Genomic DNA, 17,266 nt, shown 5'->3' with positions numbered 1-17,266 from the left:
GCCGCAGACGGTGGTGAACGCCTGCGTAACTCGGCTCGGGAGGCCCGCACCGGTGCCGGTGATGTGCTGCCGGCGCAGAACGCGCTGGGTTATGCCGACGCTGCTGCCCAGGAGGCCGGTTTCATCGTCTATGACGACTACGCCGTGGAGGACCCGACCGGAGAAAACCCGGCCGGGGCGCAAGCCGCCGCCGACACCATCTACCAACGCGCCAAGGAGCTGGTCGGGGTCGACACCCACGTCGGCGACCGGATCAGACAAGAGGTAGGCGACCTCGACCGGTTATTCGATGAACCGGTCGGATCCGACGGCCCCCAGGTGCAACTCGTTGACAACAAAGCGCCGAAAGCACCACAGTTTCCGCTGCCACTGGACCCACTACACCCGCCGCCAGGCTGGCCGAACGACCGCCCGTGGTTCCCAGACCCAACTCATCCAGAGATCGTTTACCTACCGCATCCGCCACCAGGGAAGGAGTGGCACCTTTACGGGACCGGTGTCTGGGTGCTTGAAGATCCGCTAAAGCAGTGTAGCGCTGGCACAGAGTTCTGGGACATCGCAAGAGTCGGCGGTGGACTAATTACGATGATATTCGCGCCGGGGCTGCCAGGAAAGGTTGTCGGTTTCATCACGGCTGGCGGCGCGATGCACGACCTCAGCCTGTGCGCGCCACCATGAAGATCACTAGATTTCGATGGCCATGTCCAACGTTTCGTTGACGGCGCTGGCGTTCGCGGTTCCTTTCGGGGTCTACATGGCGTTACGACCTTGGCGGTTGCCACGGGGGGCACAAGTAAGGTCGGCACTGGTTATGTTGGCGGCGGCGGTCGTCTTCGGCGCAGCTATCAACGCGGACTCGTCAGCCGGATCACGCGTTCTGGACCTAGTCTGCGGTGTTGTTATCGTGGCCAGTGGTTTTCACCTTCTGGTGAAGGAGCGCCGCCGGTAAACCTGATTTCAGCCAACCGTGTTGGACTCCCGGACCCGGCGGCCCAGCCCGTAGCCAGACCTCGATGAACACGACGCGGTGCCGCAGTTCGTAGTGCTGGTCGGTGTGTGAACAGCCGTGTACGAAAGCCGTCAGTAAGGTATCGCGCGGTGATGATCCCCGAGTTCGGACGGCAAGCCTCCCGCGGCAACGGATTCGGGGGCAGCCGTTCGATCATTGATCGCGTCGATGAACACCACCGGATTGTTCGCGTGGGTGGTCGCCGGTGGGTCGGCAGGGCACGCCGGGGACGTGCGCGCCCACCACGGCGGCGCCCGCTTGCGATGTGCATGTCGACGGCGATCATCGCCGCGCGCAGTAGCGCCCAGAATGCCACCGACTCCAAGGGCACCCGCCCTGCCCCCGCCTGGCCAGCTCTAAAACCAGCCGCCGCAACTCCAACAGCAGCGCCTCCACCTGCGCGTCTATCTGATTCGGACAGCGCCGGGGCTGCGAACGATCCTTCCGTCGAGGCACTCGGCCTCATACCGCACCAACCAGGCGTGCAACGTCTGCCGCGACATCTCCCACCTTCTCGGCAACCTGCGACACCGGCAACCCGTCGCCAATCACCGCAATAACCGCCTGATACCTCTGCTCGGCCACGATCAACGCCCTCATCTCGGGAGTGTCAGGCATCACCCGCAGCCCCGACGTCACGCATCGGCCGGCGTCCTGGTGCCCCCGGCTGGACCCCAACCAGCGGCCACGAGATGGAAGCCGACGGCGCAGGGTAAAGCATATCCACCGGCATCTAACGGCCCCAGCCGGTGGGCGGCGGTGCACGCCGGTAGCGCCCGCCCAATTGGCGGGTGAATTGGGGAGTGAGCCCCCGCACTGGTCCGTAGCGTGATCTACTGGCGGGACAGAAATCCCAAGCTAAGAACAGATAATCCGTTCGATGGAAGGAACAGATTATGAGCGGAATACAAAATGCGATTCCCGGCGCCCTGCCGGTCGCCGCCGCGGTCGCCCACTCGTCCGCCCCGCCGGCCGTCCACCTGTCACAGCAGGAACGGCGGATTGTGGACGCCTGGCGGGTCAATCACCCGGCCGCCGGGTCGGCGATCGTGCGGCTGCGGCCGGATCGGCTTGCCGCCATGCTGACGGTGATCGACTACGGCCGGACGGGGGTGTTCTAGGTGATCGCGCCGGCGGTCCAGCGACTGCGGATTGCCAGCGGGCCGGCCCTGGCCCGGGAGCTGCTGCGCGTCGAACGGATGCTGACCCGCCGACTGGCGGACGCCCGCCTGCAGCCGGGGGAGGGGGTCGCCGATGTCGATCACCTGGCAGGTCGGCTGGCAGAGGTGCGGGCCAACTTGGACAGCGTGCGGAACAGGGCGCTGTGATGGCTGTCGACCTTGGTATCGCCTGCGTCGCGGACGGGCCGCGGATCGGCCAGCCGGCGGTTACTGGTCGTCCCCCGTCGCCGTCGAGTAGTTCGACGTCCACGTTGGGTCGGAGCCGCTGGGCGGCCCCTGCTGGCGGCCCAGCGGCCAGCCTGGAAGCCCCGCCTGACCTGCGGTGCCCCCGGCAGGACTCGAACCTGCGACCACAAGATTAGAAGTCATGTGCTCTATCCACCTGAGCTACGGAGGCCGGTAGCTCAGTTTATCCACTGCCGACCCGATGCGAGGCACGCCCCACGGGCCCCGGCCCCGGCCCTGGCACGTCGGGGCGTGCGAGTGTGAATTCGGCCAGCGGGCAGAGCGATTCAGCCAGGCCCGGCGACCGTGTCGGGGCGACTCGCCGATCTAACCCAATCGGCTCGCGCCACCTGCCGACACCGACTAATTTGGTGCGTGAACAGCTGTGAAGCGGGAGGCGAGAGTGGTGTCGTCAACATCGCCGGGTGGGGCCGGCCGGCCGGGCACGTCGGCAACCGGAGCCGGCCGTGGCTGATGCGGTGGACGCCGCCGGACTGCCCACCGAGCTCGACGCGGTGGATTACCTGCTGCACCGTGGTGAAGCCAACCCGCGGACCCGATCCGGGATCGTGGGGCTGGAGCTGCTCGACATCACCCCGGACTGGCAGCGGTTCTGGACCGTCTTCGACAACGCGTCACGGAAGGCGCTGCGGCTGCGGCAGAAGGTGGTGGTCCCGACCCTGCCGACCGTCGCACCACGGTGGGTGGTGGACCCGGACTTCAACCTCGACTACCACGTACGACGGATGCGGGTGCCGCAGCCGGGCACCCTGCGTCAGGTGCTCGACCTGGCCGAGGTCAGCCTGCAGTCGCCGCTGGACATCTCCCGCCCGCTGTGGACGGTGACCCTGGTGGAGGGGCTGGCGGAGGGCCGGGCGGCCACCCTGCTGCACCTCAGCCATGCGGTCACCGACGGCGTGGGCAGCACCGAGATCTTCGGCCGGATCTACGACCTGGAACGGAATCCGCCCGCCGAACCGCCCCCGCCGCAGCCGGTACCGCAGGACCTGTCGCCCAATGACCTGATGCGGGACGGCATCAAGCACCTGCCCGGCGCGCTGATCGGCGGTGCCCGCCACGCGGTGATGGGGGCGTTGTCGCTGGTGGGACGGGGCGCGCGCGACCCGCTGGGGGCGGTGATCGGCGCGGTCGACTACGCCCGCTCCAGCGGCCGGGTGGTGAGTCAGGCCGCCGAGCCGTCGCCGCTGCTGCGCCGGCGCAGCCTGACCAGCCGCACCGAGGCGATAGACATCCGGCTGGCGGACCTGCATCAGGCCGCCAAGGCCGGTGGCGGATCGATCAACGACGCCTATCTGGCCGCGTTGAGCGGAGCGCTGGGTCGATACCACCGGGCGCTCGGGGTGCCGATCGCGGCGGTGCCGATGGCGGTTCCGGTGAACCTGCGCGTCGACGCCGACCCCGGCGGCGGCAACCGGTTCACCGGGGTGAACCTGGCGGCCCCGATCGGGGTGCTCGATCCGGTCGAGCGGATGAAACGGATCCGGGCGCAGATAACCCAGCGTCGGGAAGAACGCGCCATGGACGTGATCGGGTCGGTCGCCCCGGTGTTGAGCCTGCTGCCGATGCCGCTGCTGGAGATGATGACCGGCTCGGTGGTGGGGGCCGACGTGCAGGCCAGCAATGTGCCGTTCTACCCGGGGGACACCTACATCGCCGGGGCGAAGGTGGTGCGGCACTATGGAATCGGGCCATTACCCGGCGTGGCGATGATGGTGGTGCTGATCTCCCGCGGCGGGGAGTGCACCGTCACCGTGCGGTACGACCGGGCGGCTGTGCGCGACGAGAAGCTGTTCGCGCGCTGCCTCGCGGACGGGTTCGACGAGGTGTTGGCGCTGGCCGGGGAGCCGGCCCCGCACTGTGTGCCGGCGTCCTTCGGTTCTCCGCAGGACTCGGCGGCTCGATCGGCATCCGACGCATGAGCAGCACCGACCGGAAATCGACCGCGCAGCGGGACATGCGGCTGCCCGGTTCGGTCGCCGAGATCGTCGCCAGCCCGCCCGGGGAGAAGATCGGCGCCTTCTTCGACCTGGACGGGACGTTGGTCGCCGGCTTCACCGGCGTCATCTTGACCCGGGAGCGGTTCCGCAACCGCGACATGGGGATCGGCGAGTTGTTCGGCATGCTCCAGGCCGGGCTCAATCACCAGCTCGGCCGGATCGAGTTCGAGGGACTGATCACCAAGGTGTCGACGGCCTTGCGCGGGCGTCCGCTCAGTGACCTGGAGGAGATCGGCGAGCGGCTGTTCGTGCAGAAGATCGCCGCCCGGGTCTACCCGGAGATGCGCGAGTTGGTCCGCGCCCACCTCGCCCGCGGCCACACCGTGGTGCTCAGCTCGTCGGCGCTGACCATCCAGGTCCTGCCGGTGGCGAGGTTCCTGGGGATCAAGAACACCCTCACCAACGTGTTCGAGACCGACCGCGACGGGCTGCTCACCGGCAAGGTGGCCGAGCCGATCCTGTGGGGGCCGGGCAAAGCCGCCGCCGTGCAGAAGTTCGCCGCCGAACACGGTATCGACCTGCAGGACAGCTACTTCTACGCCGACGGCAACGAGGACGTCGCGTTGATGTACCTGGTCGGCAATCCGCGGCCGACGAACCCGGAAGGCAAGATGGCGGCGGTGGCCCGGCGCCGCGGCTGGCCGATCCTGCGGTTCACCAGCCGGGGCGGCGGCGGCGTCGTCGGCCAGTTGCGCACCCTGGCCGGTCTCGGTTCGATCGTCCCGGTCGGTGCCGGCGCGCTGGGTGTGGGCCTGCTGAGCGGCAGCCGGCGTCGCGGGGTCAACTTCTTCACCGCGCTCTTCCCGCAGCTGTTGCTGGGCGTCAACGGGGTGCGGCTCAACGTGCTCGGCGAGGAGAACCTCACGGCGGCCCGACCGGCGGTGTTCATCTTCAACCACCGCAACCAGGTCGACCCGGTGATCGCCGCGTCACTGGTCCGCGACAACTGGGTCAGCGTCGGCAAGCGGGAGCTGGAGAAGGATCCGATCGCCGGTCCGCTGGGCCGACTGACCGACATGGTGTTCATCGATCGGGACGACGCCGCCGCCGCCGTGGAGTCGCTGCACCAGGTCGAGGAGCGGGCCAAGCAGGGGCTGTCGGTGGTGATCGCGCCGGAGGGAACCCGGGTCGACACCACCGAGGTCGGGCCGTTCAAAAAGGGGCCGTTCCGGATCGCGATGGCGGCCGGAATCCCGATCGTGCCGATCGTGATCCGTAACGCGGAGGTGGTCGCCGCCCGTGATTCGCTCACCGTCAACCCGGGCATCGTGGACGTCGCGGTCTTCCCGCCGATCCCGGTCGACGACTGGACCGTGGACACGCTGGCCGACCGGATCGGTGAAGTGCGTCAGCTCTACCTGGACGTGCTGGCCGACTTCCCGGTCGACGCACCGCCGGAGGTCGGCCTCTACCGGCGGACAACGCGGCCGGCCGGCGCCGTGAAGAAGGCAGCCGCGAAATCCGGTGCCGCCGCGAAGAAATCCGGTGCCGCCGCGCGGAAAGCCACCCCGAAGAAGGCGGCCGCGAAGAAGGTGGCCAAGCCGGTCCCCGACAAGGTGGCCGGCGACGGCCGGGCAGCGGCGAAGGGGCGGAAGTGACGGCCCCGGCGGTCGACCTTTCGACGTTCAGCTCGACAACCGACGCGCTGGTGCTGGCATTCGTCTCGTCGCTGGTGGAGACCCAGCTGCTCAAGGACTGGCTTGACCTGCAGCGGACCGCGTATCCGGAGACCAAGATCGAGGTGCTGCGGCTGCCGGGCCGCGATCCGACGCCGGCGGCGCTGGCTCAGCTCGTCGCGCAGCTACAGCGTGACGACCGGCGATTGGTGGTGCCGGCACGGGTGTTCTGGCTACCGCGCGCCGAGGCGTCGGCGATGTCCCGGGTGTTCGCGCTGCTGCCCGGGCAGAACCCCTACCACCCCAGCGAGCACCAGCAGCGGCGCATCGTGCACAGCGAGCCCGCTCGCGCCCGGGTGGTGGCCGGAGAGCCGGCGACGGTTACCGAGCTGCGCGCACGCTGGGCGGAGCAGACGGCGGGGGAGAACCCGCGCGAATTCGCCCATTTCGTCGCCCGCCGGGCGCTGCTGGCGCTGGAGCGCACCGAGTACCGGATCCTGGGACCGCAGTACAAGTCGCCGCGGTTGGTGAAGCCGGAGATCCTGGCGTCGGCGCGGTTCCGGGACGGACTGAAGAAGATCCCGGGAGCCACCGCCGAGGAGGCCGGCCGGATGCTCGACGAGCTCGCCACCGGGTGGAGCCGGGTCTCGGTCGACGTGGTCGGCGTGCTCAGCAAGCTGGTGAGCCGCGGATTCGATCCGGAGATCGACTACGACGAGTACCAGGTCGCGGCGATGCGCACCGCGCTGGAATCCCACCCCGCGGTGCTGCTGTTCTCGCATCGGTCGTACATCGACGGCGTCGTGGTCCCGGTGGCGATGCAGGAGAACCGGCTCCCCCCGGTCCACGTGTTCGCCGGTATCAACCTGTCCTTCGGGCTGATGGGCCCGATGCTGCGCCGCTCCGGGGTCATCTTCATCCGGCGCAAGGTCGACCAGCCGCTGTACCGGTACGTGCTGAGGGAGTACGTCGGCTACGTCGTGGAGAAACGGTTCAACCTCAGCTGGTCCATCGAGGGCACCCGGTCGCGTTCCGGGAAGATGCTTCCGCCCAAACTGGGGCTGATGACCTACGTCGCCGACGCCTACCTCGATGGCCGCAGCGACGACATTCTGCTGCAAGGGATTTCGATCAGCTTCGATCAGCTGCACGAGACCGCCGAGTACGCCGCCTACGCCCGCGGTGCGGAGAAGACACCCGAGGGGCTGAGCTGGCTGTACAAGTTCGTCAAGGCTCAGGGTGAGCGCAGCTACGGCAAGATCTATGTGCGCTTCCCCGAGGCGGTGTCGATGCGCCAGTACCTCGGCCCGCCGGACGGCCCGGCCGCAACCGACAAGGACGCCAAACGGCTGGCCATGCAGAAGATGGCTTTCGAGGTGGCCTGGCGGATTCAGCGGGTCACCCCGATCAGTGCGACCGCACTGATCGCGACGTTGCTGCTGGCCACCCGGGGTCAGGCCCTGACGCTGGGCCAGTTGCACCACACGCTGCAGGACTCGCTGGACTACCTGGAACGCAAGCAGACCCCGATGACCACCAGCGCGCTGCGGTTGCGCAGCCCCGAAGGGGTGCGGGCGGCCGCCGACGCGCTCTCCGGCGGGCTTCCGGTCACCCGCATCGACGGCGGGCGGGAACCGGTCTGGCGGATCGCCCCCGAAGACGAACTGGCCGCGGCGTTCTACCGCAATTCGGTGATCCACGCCTTCCTGGAGACGTCCATCGTCGAGCTGGCGCTGACCCACGCCGGGCACACCGACGGCGACCCGCTGCAGGCCTTCTGGGACCAGGCGATGCGGCTTCGGGACCTGCTCAAATTCGACTTCTACTTCGCCGATTCGGCCTCGTTCCGGGAACACCTCACCGAGGAGATGGCCTGGCAGCAGGATTGGCAGGCCCGGGTCGCGGCCGGTGGCGTGGAGATCGAGGCGATGCTGCGGGACAAACGCCCGTTGATGGCCGACGCGATGCTGCGGGTGTTCTTCGAGGCCTACGAGATCGTCGCCGACGTGCTGCGCGATGCGCCCCCGGACATCGGCGAGCAGGAGCTGACCCGGTTGGCGCTCGGGGTCGGCCGCCAGTTCGCCGCGCAGGGCCGGGTACGCAGCAACGAGCCGGTGTCGACGCTGTTGTTCGCCACCGCACGCCAGGTCGCGGCCGATCAGGGCCTGCTGGCGGCGGGCCCACACCTGGCCGAGCGGCGGAGCAAGTTCCGCGGTGAGCTGCGGGGCATCCTGAGGGATCTCGACCACGTCGCGGCGACCGCGCGCAGCCAGTTCTTCGCCCGGGAGGCCGCCGCCCGCCGGCCGCATCCGGGCCGATAGCGAATCTGTCGCAGGACGCCCATACCCTAGATGGCATGGCCCTCGCCTCGTCGACGCGTACCCGGCGCTCCGCGGTGTGGCCGATGCTGTCCGGGGTGGCGGTGCTGGCCGGGGCAACGGCCGCCGGCATCGCAGCGCTGACCGTGCTCGACGCGCTGGCCGCGACCGGGCTGCCGGATCCGGGGCCGGCGACCACGTTGGGACTGCCGTTCGTGCGGGCGGCCGGGGAGGTGGCGGCGGCGCTGGCGGTGGGATCCTTCCTGCTGGCGGCGTTCCTGGTGCCGCCGCAGGACAGCGGGGTGCTGGACGCCGCCGGGTACCGGGCGCTGCGGATGGGCACGGTGGCGTCCGGCGTCTGGGCGGTCTGTGCGGCGCTGCTGGTGCCGCTGACCATCTCCGACGTCTCCGGTCATCCGTTGACCGACTTCGTCAACCCGGTGACGTGGTGGTCGTTGGCCAGCCTGATCAACGTCGCGGCCGCCTGGCGGTGGACCGCGTTCCTGGCTGCGGCGGTGGCGCTGCTCAGTGTTCCGGTGCTGCGCTGGGTGTGGACCCCGGCGCTGCTGGTCGGCGCGCTGGTGACGTTGGTGCCGCTCGGGCTGACCGGGCACTCGGCGGCGGGCGGCTCGCACGACCTGGCCACCAACAGCTTGATGATCCACCTTGTCGCGGCGGCGGTGTGGGCCGGTGGTCTGCTGGCGCTGCTCGCGCACGCGGTGCGCGGCGGGGAGCACGCCGACCTGGCGGCGCGCCGATTCTCCACGATCGCGCTGTGGTGCTTCGCCGCGATGGCGTTCTCCGGGGTGGTCAACACGTTCGTGCGGCTGGCCCCGGCCGATCTGCTGGCCACCGACTACGGGCGGCTGGTGCTGGCCAAGGCCGTCGCGCTCTGCCTGCTCGGGGTGGCCGGCTGGCAACAACGCCGCCGCGGGGTGGCCGTGCTCCGCGCCGATCCGCAGGCGCCGGGTGCGGCGCGCACGCTGATCCGGCTGGCACTGATCGAGGCGGTGATCTTCGGGACCACCTTCGGCATCGCGGTCGCGCTGGGCCGCACCCCGCCGCCGCCACCACCGATCCTGCGCCCGTCGAGCCCCGAGGTGAAGATCGGCTACGACTTGGCCGGCCCGCCCACCTGGACGCGGATCCTGTTCGACTGGCGCTTCGACCTGGTCTTCGGCACCGCGGCGCTGCTGCTCGCCGGGCTGTACCTGGCGGCGGTGCTGCGGCTGCGCCGCCGCGGCGACGGCTGGCCGGTCGGCCGGACGGTTGCCTGGCTGCTGGGCTGCCTGACGCTGCTGATCGCCAGCTCGTCGGGGATGGGGCGGTACATGCCGGCGATGTTCAGCATGCACATGATCGTTCACATGCAGCTGTCGATGCTGGTTCCGGTGCTGTTGGTGCTGGGTGCCCCGGTCACCCTGGCGCTGCGGGCACTGCCCGCCGCCGGCCGCCACGACCCGCCCGGCATGCGGGAGTGGCTGCTGGCCGCGCTGCACTCGCGGGTGTCGCACTTCCTCACCAACCCGATCATCGCGGCGGTGATATTCGTCGTCGGGTTCTACGGACTGTACTTCAGCAGCATCTTCGACGCGATCGTCGGCAGCCACGCCGGGCATGTCGCGATGAACGTGCATTTCCTGCTCAGCGGCTACCTGTTCTACTGGGTGGTGATCGGCATCGACCCGACGCCGCGGCGGATCTCGCCGCTGGTCAAGGTCGCGGTCATGTTCGCCGCGCTGCCGCTGCACGGCCTGTTCGGGGTGCTGTTGATGGGCTGGCACACGGTGCTGGGGGAGTCGTTCTACCGTTCGCTGCAGCTGAGCTGGCACACCGACCTGTTCGGGGATCAACGGCTGGCCGGCGGGATCACCTGGGCGGCCGGTGAGCTACCGCTGTTGATCGTGATGATCGCCCTGCTGGTGCAGTGGACCCGCAGCGACCAGCGCAACGCCAAACGCTTCGACCGCGCCGAGAGCCGCGACCACGAAGCCGACCTGGCCGCCTACAACGCGATGCTGGCCGAGCTGTCCCGTCGCGACGCCGCGGGTCAGCACTAGCTAGTCGACGACGCCGGCTTCGGCGATTGCCTGCGCTTCCTGCTCGGTGGCCACCGACGGCCCGGAGCCCGGCAGGCGCTTGCCGGCCGTCTCCGGGGTGAACCAGACGGTGACGGCGCCGACGGCTCCGGCGACCATCAGGATGTAGGCCGGCACCATGACGTTTCCGGTCCCCGACACCAGCGTTTCGGCGATCAGCGGGGCGGTGCCGCCGAACGCGGCCACCGAGATGTTGAACCCGATGGCCACCGCGAAGTACCGCACGTTGGTGGGGAAGAGCGCCGGCAGGGTCGACGGCGTGGTGCTGTTGAAGCACAGCAGCGCCACCCCGATGAGCAGCACCCCGAGCAGCCGCATCCAGGACGGGCTGCCGTGCCGGATCAGCAGGAACGCCGGAACCGAGCCGACGACCAGCAACCCGCTGCCGGCCCACATGATCGGCTTGCGGCCGATACGGTCGGACAACTTCGCCACCGGCACCACGGCCAGCAGCATGACGACCAGCGCCACCACGATCATCGCCAGTCCGCGCCCGCCGCTGATCCGCCCGACCTGTTTGAAATACGTCGGCAGGTATCCGGTGAGCAGGTAGTTGGTGACGTTCTCGGCCAGCACCAGTCCCATGCAGATCAGCAGTCCGGTGCGCTGCCGCACGATGGTCTGCTCGAATCGCCGCCAGCCGCCGCTGGGGGTCTCCCCGGTGCTCTCGGCCAGCTGCTGGTAGGCGGGCGACTCGTCGATCCGCAGCCGCATGTACAACGCGACCAGGGCCAACGGGACGCCGAGCAGAAACGGGATCCGCCAGCCCCACGCCAGCATGTCGGCGATCGGCAGCTGGGTCTTCAGGCCGGTCACCACCGTCGCGCCCACCACGTACCCGCCCAGCGTGCCCAACGGCAGGAAGCCGGTGAGTGCGCCGCGGCTGCGGTCCGGCGCGTGCTCGCTGACGTAGGTCATCGCTCCGACGTACTCGCCGCCGGTGGAGAAGCCCTGCATGACGCGGGTGGCGATGAGCAGGATCGGCGCCCAGACGCCGATGGCCTGATAGCCGGGGAGCAGGCCGGTGACCGTGGTCCCCACCGCCATCAGTGTGACGGTCGTGACCAACACCCGCTTGCGCCCGATCCGGTCGCCGAGGGCGCCGAAGACCACCCCACCCAGCGGCCGGACCGCGAATGCCGCCGCCAGTGTGCCGAAGGTGGCGATCAAGCCGACGGCGCTGGCGCTGTCGCTGGGATAGAACACCTGCGCGATCGTGGTGGCCAGGAAACCGTAGACGCCGAAGTCGTACCACTCCATGAGGTTGCCGACCGCGGTGCCGGCGATGGACCGCTGCATCGCCGCCGGATCGGAGACCCGGATGTCTTCGCGTGCCCAGTTACGTCGGAGAGTGTGTTCACCGCCGGCTCGCTGGCTTGTGGTACCCACCGCATGCAACGTATACCAACGACTCGGCGATAGCTGGGACCACCGAGCCCGAATGGGCCCCGGATGCCACCCTCTACGATGACGGGATGCGCAGGCTCCGGGCTGGGTTGGTCGCCGTGATCTCCGCTGTCGCCCTGGTCGCCGGCTGCTCGCCGGCTCCGGCGCCGTCCCGGCCCGCGTCGTCGGCGTCGGCGTCGGGATCGCCGACCTCGGGGTCGCCGACCTCGTCGAAGAAGGCCAGCGCGCCGCTGCCGGACGCCGCGACGATCCTCAAGGAGGCCAGCGCGGTCACCGCCGAGCTCACCGGTGTTCGGCTGGCCGAGGCGGTCGTCGGTGGCATCGAGAAAATTCCGGTCAAGTCGTTGCACGCAGACCTGACCGACCAGCCCGATCCCGGCGCCAAGGGCGGTGGCCGGGTGACGCTTCGGGGTGCGGACCTCGACGTCACGTTCATCGTGTTCCGGGGTGACTTCTATGCGGCGCGGTCCGGTGCTCGTTGGGTCGACTACGGGTCTGCTTCCGCGATCTTCGATCCGGCCGCGATTCTGAGCCCGGACACCGGGCTGGCCCATCTGCTGACCAGCGTCGTCGATCCCGAGGTCGAGGCTCGCGAGACCCTCGGCGACCAGCAGACGGTCCGGGTCACCGGTCACGTCGCCGCCGCCGCGGTGAACGGGATACTGCCGCAGCTGGACGCCACCGGACGGATGCCGTGCACGGTCTGGATCCAGGAGACCGGCGATCACCGGTTGGTTCAACTGAAGCTGGTTCCGGCCGACGGTGAGGCCATCCACATGTTCTTCTCGAACTGGAATGAGCCGGTCACCGTCGAGAAGCCGCTGCTGTAGCAGCCGCTCGGGGTTGTCCCCAGTTCGTCTTTCTTCCACAGGAGTCCGCGGCCACGGCGCCGGGTCGGGCCGGGTTGTCGTTGGGATCGGGCCCAATGGAGACAGCACCGGCGGGACCGCCACCACGCGCACCGCCACAACCAGGAAGGTAGACCACCATGTTCGAAACACCGCTGACCGTCGTCGGCAACATCGTCAACGAGCCGATCCGCCGCCGGGTCGGTGACCAGGAGGTGATCAAGCTGCGGGTCGCCAGCAACTCCCGCCGCCGCAACGCCGCCGGCGATTGGGAGGCCGGCAACACGCTGTTCGTCACCGTCAACTGCTGGGGGCGGCTGGTCACCGGGGTCGGGGCGTCGTTGCTGAAGGGTTCGCCGGTGGTCGCCGTCGGGCATGTGCACACCAGCGAATACGAGGACCGCGACGGGATCCGGCGATCGAGCCTGGAGATGCGTGCCACCAGCATCGGTCCGGACCTGTCCCGGTGCGTCGCACGGGTCGAGAAGGTGATTCCGACGACGGTCGACGCGGCCCCGGCGCCGGCGGACAGCGCCGACGCTGACGGCGCCGACCGTGCGGACGGTACCGACGACGCCGATGGCGAGCACGAACCGGCGGCCTGAAGTGGACACACACCGAGCCTGATGCGGCGCAGTCTCTAGGATGGTCGGCGAGCAGAATCTGCCGAACCAGGAGGGCGATACCGCGGCATGGCTGAGTTCATCTACACGATGAGGAAGGTCCGCAAGGCACACGGCGACAAAGTCATCCTCGACGATGTCACGCTGAGTTTCCTGCCAGGGGCCAAGATCGGCGTGGTCGGCCCGAACGGCGCCGGCAAGTCCAGTGTGCTGCGGATCATGGCGGGCCTGGACCACCCCAACAACGGTGACGCGTTTCTGACCCCCGGCGCCACCGTCGGCATCCTGCTGCAGGAGCCGCCGCTGGACGAGACCAAGACGGTGCGCGGCAACGTCGAAGAGGGCCTGGGCGACATCAAGGTCAAGCTCGACCGGTTCAACGAGGTCGCCGAGCTGATGGCCACCGACTACTCCGACGAGCTGATGGAGGAGATGGGCCGGCTGCAGGAGGTGCTGGACCACGCCGGGGCGTGGGACATCGACTCCCAGCTGGAGCAGGCGATGGACGCGTTGCGCTGCCCGCCGCCGGACGAACCGGTCAGCAACCTGTCCGGGGGCGAGCGGCGGCGGGTCGCGCTGTGCAAGCTGCTGTTGAGCAAGCCGGACCTGCTGCTGCTCGACGAGCCGACCAACCACCTCGACGCCGAGAGTGTGCAGTGGCTGGAGGCACACCTGGCCGCCTACCCGGGTGCGATCCTGGCGGTCACCCACGACCGCTACTTCCTGGACAACGTCGCGGAGTGGATTCTGGAGCTCGACCGCGGCCGCGCCTACCCCTACGAAGGCAACTACTCGACCTACCTGGAGAAGAAGGCCGACCGGTTGGCCGTGCACGGCCGCAAGGACGCCAAGCTGCAGAAGCGGCTGCAGGAGGAGCTGGCCTGGGTGCGCTCCGGCGCCAAGGCCCGCCAGGCCAAGGGGAGGGCCCGGCTGGCCCGCTACGAGGAGATGGCGGCCGAGGCGGAGAAGACCCGCAAGCTCGACTTCGAGGAGATCCAGATCCCGGCCGGGCCGCGACTGGGCAACGTGGTGGTCGAGGTCGACCACCTGGACAAGGGTTTCGGCGGCCGGACCCTGATCAAGGACCTGTCCTTCACCCTGCCCCGCAACGGCATCGTTGGGGTGATCGGCCCGAACGGCGTCGGCAAGACCACCTTGTTCAAGACCGTCGTCGGGCTCGAGGAGCCAGACAGCGGCACCGTCAAGGTCGGCGAGACCGTCAAGGTCAGCTACGTCGACCAGGACCGGGCCGGGATCGACCCGAAGAAGACGGTCTGGGAGGTGGTCTCCGACGGGCTGGACCACATCCAGGTCGGTCAGACCGAGATCCCTTCGCGGGCATATGTTTCCGCGTTCGGCTTCAAGGGCCCCGACCAGCAGAAGCCGGCCGGGGTGCTCTCCGGTGGTGAGCGAAACCGGCTCAACCTGGCGCTCACCCTCAAGCAGGGCGGGAACCTGATCCTGCTCGACGAACCGACCAACGACCTGGACGTCGAGACGCTGGGCTCGCTGGAGAACGCGTTGGTGAACTTCCCCGGCTGTGCGGTGGTCACCTCGCACGACCGCTGGTTTCTGGACCGCACCTGCACCCACATCCTGGCCTGGGAAGGCGATGCCGACAACGAGGCGAAGTGGTTCTGGTTCGAGGGCAACTTCGGCGCCTACGAGGAGAACAAGGTTGCGCGGCTCGGTGCCGAAGCGGCCCGCCCGCACCGAGTGACCCACCGGCGGCTCACCCGCGACTAATGTTGGCCCGATAGCAAACGCCGCAACTGGCGCTGAGTCGGGAGGGGTCCAGTGACGGTTGATCCACATTCCCACGGTGCGGCCGGCCCGGTCCCCTGGACGCCGTTCGCCGACGCGGCAGCCGTCCCCGACTGGGTCGCCACCGCCTACGTCGGCACCTACCGCGGCCCGCACAGCGACGCCCTGGGAAGCGAGGAGGAGACCGACCTCGTCGAATCCGGCGATCGGGTCGCGACCGCGGTGGTGACACCGGCGATGCTGGCCGCGCACAGCCGGCTCGGCCGGAACCGCCCGGCGGGTGAGACCCGGGTGGCGGTCTACCCGGCCGACGACCCCGGCGGGTTCGGCCCGGCGCTGCAGGTGGTCACCGAGCACGGCGGCATGCTGATGGACTCGATCGCGGTGCTGTTGCACCGGCTGGGGGTGGCCTACCTGGGCATCATGAGCCCGGTGTTCGCCGTCCGCCGCGACACAACCGGTGAGTTGCACAGCATCCAACCGTGCACCGCCGACGGCGACCGGGTCGTCGCGCCGGGCGCGGAGACCTGGATTCACGTTCAACTCTCACCGTCGGTCAACCGCCGCGTCCTGGCCGAAGCCGAACGCCTGCTGCCGGACGTGATGGCCGATGTCGGTCAGGTGGCGACGGACTCGGCGGCGATGACCGCGACGCTGAGCACGCTGGCGGCCGACGTCGCGGCCGACCGCGACGGGCACTTCACCGCCCCGGACCGGCTCGATGTCGCGGCCCTGCTGCACTGGTTGGCCGACGGCCACTTCATCTTCCTCGGGTACCAGCGCGGTGTGGTTCGCGACGGGCAGGTGCTGGTGGACGAGTCGGCCCGACTGGGCGTGCTGCAGCTGCGAAAATCGGTGCGGCCCCGCCTCACCGGCGACAAGCTGCTGACGTTGACCCAGGCCACCGTGCCCAGCTACATGCGGTTCAGCTCGCACACCTACGTCGTGGTGATCCGGGAGGACACCGGGGACGACATCGTCGCGCACCGGTTCGTCGGGCTGTTCACCGCCCAGGCCATGAACGCCAACGTGTTCGACATCCCGGTGATCTCGCACACGGTTCGCCGGGCGTTGGCGCTGGCTGAACGCGAGGCCAGCCATCCCGGCCGGTTGCTGCTCGACATCATCGAGACCGTCCCGCGCTCCGAGCTTTTCGCGATGACCGCCGAACAACTGCTGACGATGGCGATGGCGGTGGCGAACCTGGGATCGCGGCGGGGGGCGCTGCTGTTCCTGCGCGGTGACCGCACCGGGCGCTTCGTGTCCTGCCTGGTCTATCTACCCCGGGACCGCTACACCACCCCGGTCCGGCTGGCGATGGAGGACATCCTGGTCGGCGAATTCGGCGGGACCGGTGTGGAGTACACCGCGCGGGTCAGCGAAGCGCCGTGGGCGCTGGTGCATTTCATGGTCCGGCTCTCCGACGAGATGGACGCGCGACCCGCAGACACCGCGGAGGCCAACCGGGTCCGGATTCAGGCGCGGCTGACCGAGGCGACCCGGACCTGGGCGGACCGGCTGGTCGGCGCGGTGTCGGGCGGATCCATCGCCGACGCCGACGCCGAGCACTATGCCGCGGCGTTCCCCGAGGTGTACAAGCAGGACGTCACGCCGGCGGAGGCGATCAACGACATCGCGGTCATCGAGACGTTGACCGACGGTTCGGCGCGGCTGGTGTTCGCCGAAGCCACCGACGAACCCCGGGACGAGATCGCCCAGCTGACCTGGTTCCTGGGCGGGCACGGCGCGTCGCTGAGCGAGTTGCTGCCGATGCTGCAGTGCATGGGCGTCGTGGTGCTCTACGAGCGGCCCTTCAGCGTCACCCGCTCCGACGGCCTGCGGGTGTGGATCTACAAGTTCAAGATCTCGCTGCACCCGACGATCGCGATGCCGGCCGCGGACGCCGAGCGCACCGACGCACAGCAGCGGTTCGCCGACGGGGTGACCGCGATCTGGCAGGGCCGCGTCGAGATCGACCGGTTCAACGAGCTGGTCATGCGCGCCGGATTGACGTGGCAGCAGGTGGTGGTGCTGCGCAGCTACGCGAAATATCTGCGGCAGGCGCGTTTCCCCTACAGCCAGAACCACATCGCCTCGATCCTCAACGAGCATGCCGGCACCGCGCGTTCGCTGGTCGCCCTCTTCGAGGCGCTGTTCG

10 protein-coding genes, 1 tRNA gene and 3 pseudogenes are annotated in these 17,266 nt (G+C 69.2%); 11 read left to right on the top strand and 3 right to left on the bottom strand.

Features of this window, described 5'->3' with window-relative positions; genetic code table 11:
- Positions 1 to 678, top strand: a pseudogene (locus tag AC2VNT_RS05955) (hypothetical protein); the annotation flags it as partial.
- 611 nt (positions 679 to 1,289) lie between these two features.
- Here AC2VNT_RS05955 and AC2VNT_RS05950 read toward each other — a convergent pair.
- Positions 1,290 to 1,609 (bottom strand): annotated as a pseudogene (locus tag AC2VNT_RS05950) (helix-turn-helix domain-containing protein); the annotation flags it as partial.
- 296 nt (positions 1,610 to 1,905) lie between these two features.
- Here AC2VNT_RS05950 and AC2VNT_RS05945 point away from each other — a divergent pair.
- The gene (locus tag AC2VNT_RS05945) at positions 1,906 to 2,130 is read left to right on the top strand and encodes a hypothetical protein (RefSeq protein ID WP_486945971.1); all 225 of its coding nucleotides are present in this window, start codon (positions 1,906 to 1,908) and stop codon (positions 2,128 to 2,130) included.
- Positions 2,131 to 2,337: a hypothetical protein gene (locus AC2VNT_RS05940; protein ID WP_486945970.1), complete on the top strand. Its 207-nt coding sequence runs from the start codon at positions 2,131 to 2,133 to the stop codon at positions 2,335 to 2,337.
- Between the two features lie 176 nt (positions 2,338 to 2,513).
- On the opposite strand, the gene AC2VNT_RS05935 is transcribed toward AC2VNT_RS05940, so the two are convergent.
- A tRNA-Arg gene (locus tag AC2VNT_RS05935) sits at positions 2,514 to 2,587 on the bottom strand.
- 295 nt (positions 2,588 to 2,882) lie between these two features.
- On the opposite strand from AC2VNT_RS05935, the gene AC2VNT_RS05930 reads away from it, so the two are divergent.
- The 4 genes from AC2VNT_RS05930 to AC2VNT_RS05915 are packed head-to-tail and all read left to right on the top strand — an operon-like array spanning position 2,883 to position 10,427.
- Entirely contained in the window at positions 2,883 to 4,355 is a 1,473-nt protein-coding gene (locus AC2VNT_RS05930) for a wax ester/triacylglycerol synthase family O-acyltransferase (RefSeq protein WP_486945969.1), read from the top strand.
- Positions 4,352 to 6,031, top strand: a complete 1,680-nt coding sequence (locus AC2VNT_RS05925; RefSeq protein WP_486945968.1) for an HAD-IB family hydrolase — start codon at positions 4,352 to 4,354, stop codon at positions 6,029 to 6,031. Before AC2VNT_RS05930 ends, AC2VNT_RS05925 begins: the two co-directional genes overlap by 4 nt.
- Positions 6,028 to 8,370: a glycerol-3-phosphate 1-O-acyltransferase gene (locus tag AC2VNT_RS05920; RefSeq protein ID WP_486945967.1), complete on the top strand. Its 2,343-nt coding sequence runs from the start codon at positions 6,028 to 6,030 to the stop codon at positions 8,368 to 8,370. Before AC2VNT_RS05925 ends, AC2VNT_RS05920 begins: the two co-directional genes overlap by 4 nt.
- A gap of 35 nt (positions 8,371 to 8,405) precedes the next feature.
- Positions 8,406 to 10,427: a bifunctional copper resistance protein CopD/cytochrome c oxidase assembly protein gene (locus AC2VNT_RS05915; protein WP_486945966.1), complete on the top strand. Its 2,022-nt coding sequence runs from the start codon at positions 8,406 to 8,408 to the stop codon at positions 10,425 to 10,427.
- Here the strand turns inward: AC2VNT_RS05915 and AC2VNT_RS05910 are convergent, their stop codons facing one another.
- Positions 10,428 to 11,765 (bottom strand): MFS transporter, encoded by a 1,338-nt coding sequence (locus tag AC2VNT_RS05910; RefSeq protein ID WP_486945972.1) that lies wholly within the window; start codon positions 11,763 to 11,765, stop codon positions 10,428 to 10,430.
- A 176-nt stretch (positions 11,766 to 11,941) separates the two neighbouring features.
- On the opposite strand from AC2VNT_RS05910, the gene AC2VNT_RS05905 reads away from it, so the two are divergent.
- The 4 genes and pseudogenes from AC2VNT_RS05905 to AC2VNT_RS05890 form a co-directional block, all read left to right on the top strand.
- A complete protein-coding gene (locus tag AC2VNT_RS05905; RefSeq protein ID WP_486945965.1) occupies positions 11,942 to 12,703 on the top strand; it encodes an LppX_LprAFG lipoprotein in 762 nt (253 codons plus the stop codon).
- Positions 12,704 to 12,861: 158 nt separating this feature from the next.
- Complete coding sequence (locus AC2VNT_RS05900) at positions 12,862 to 13,326, top strand: single-stranded DNA-binding protein (protein WP_486945964.1); 465 nt, start codon at positions 12,862 to 12,864, stop codon at positions 13,324 to 13,326.
- An 87-nt stretch (positions 13,327 to 13,413) separates the two neighbouring features.
- The gene (gene ettA / locus AC2VNT_RS05895) at positions 13,414 to 15,090 is read left to right on the top strand and encodes an energy-dependent translational throttle protein EttA (protein WP_486945963.1); all 1,677 of its coding nucleotides are present in this window, start codon (positions 13,414 to 13,416) and stop codon (positions 15,088 to 15,090) included.
- 51 nt (positions 15,091 to 15,141) lie between these two features.
- A pseudogene (locus AC2VNT_RS05890) lies at positions 15,142 to 17,266 on the top strand (NAD-glutamate dehydrogenase); the annotation flags it as partial.

The sequence above is a fragment of the Mycobacterium sp. TH-M15 genome, assembly GCF_057473705.1.
The sequence above is the reverse complement of the archived record's forward strand: the minus strand, read 5'-3'. Positions and strand labels throughout refer to the sequence as shown.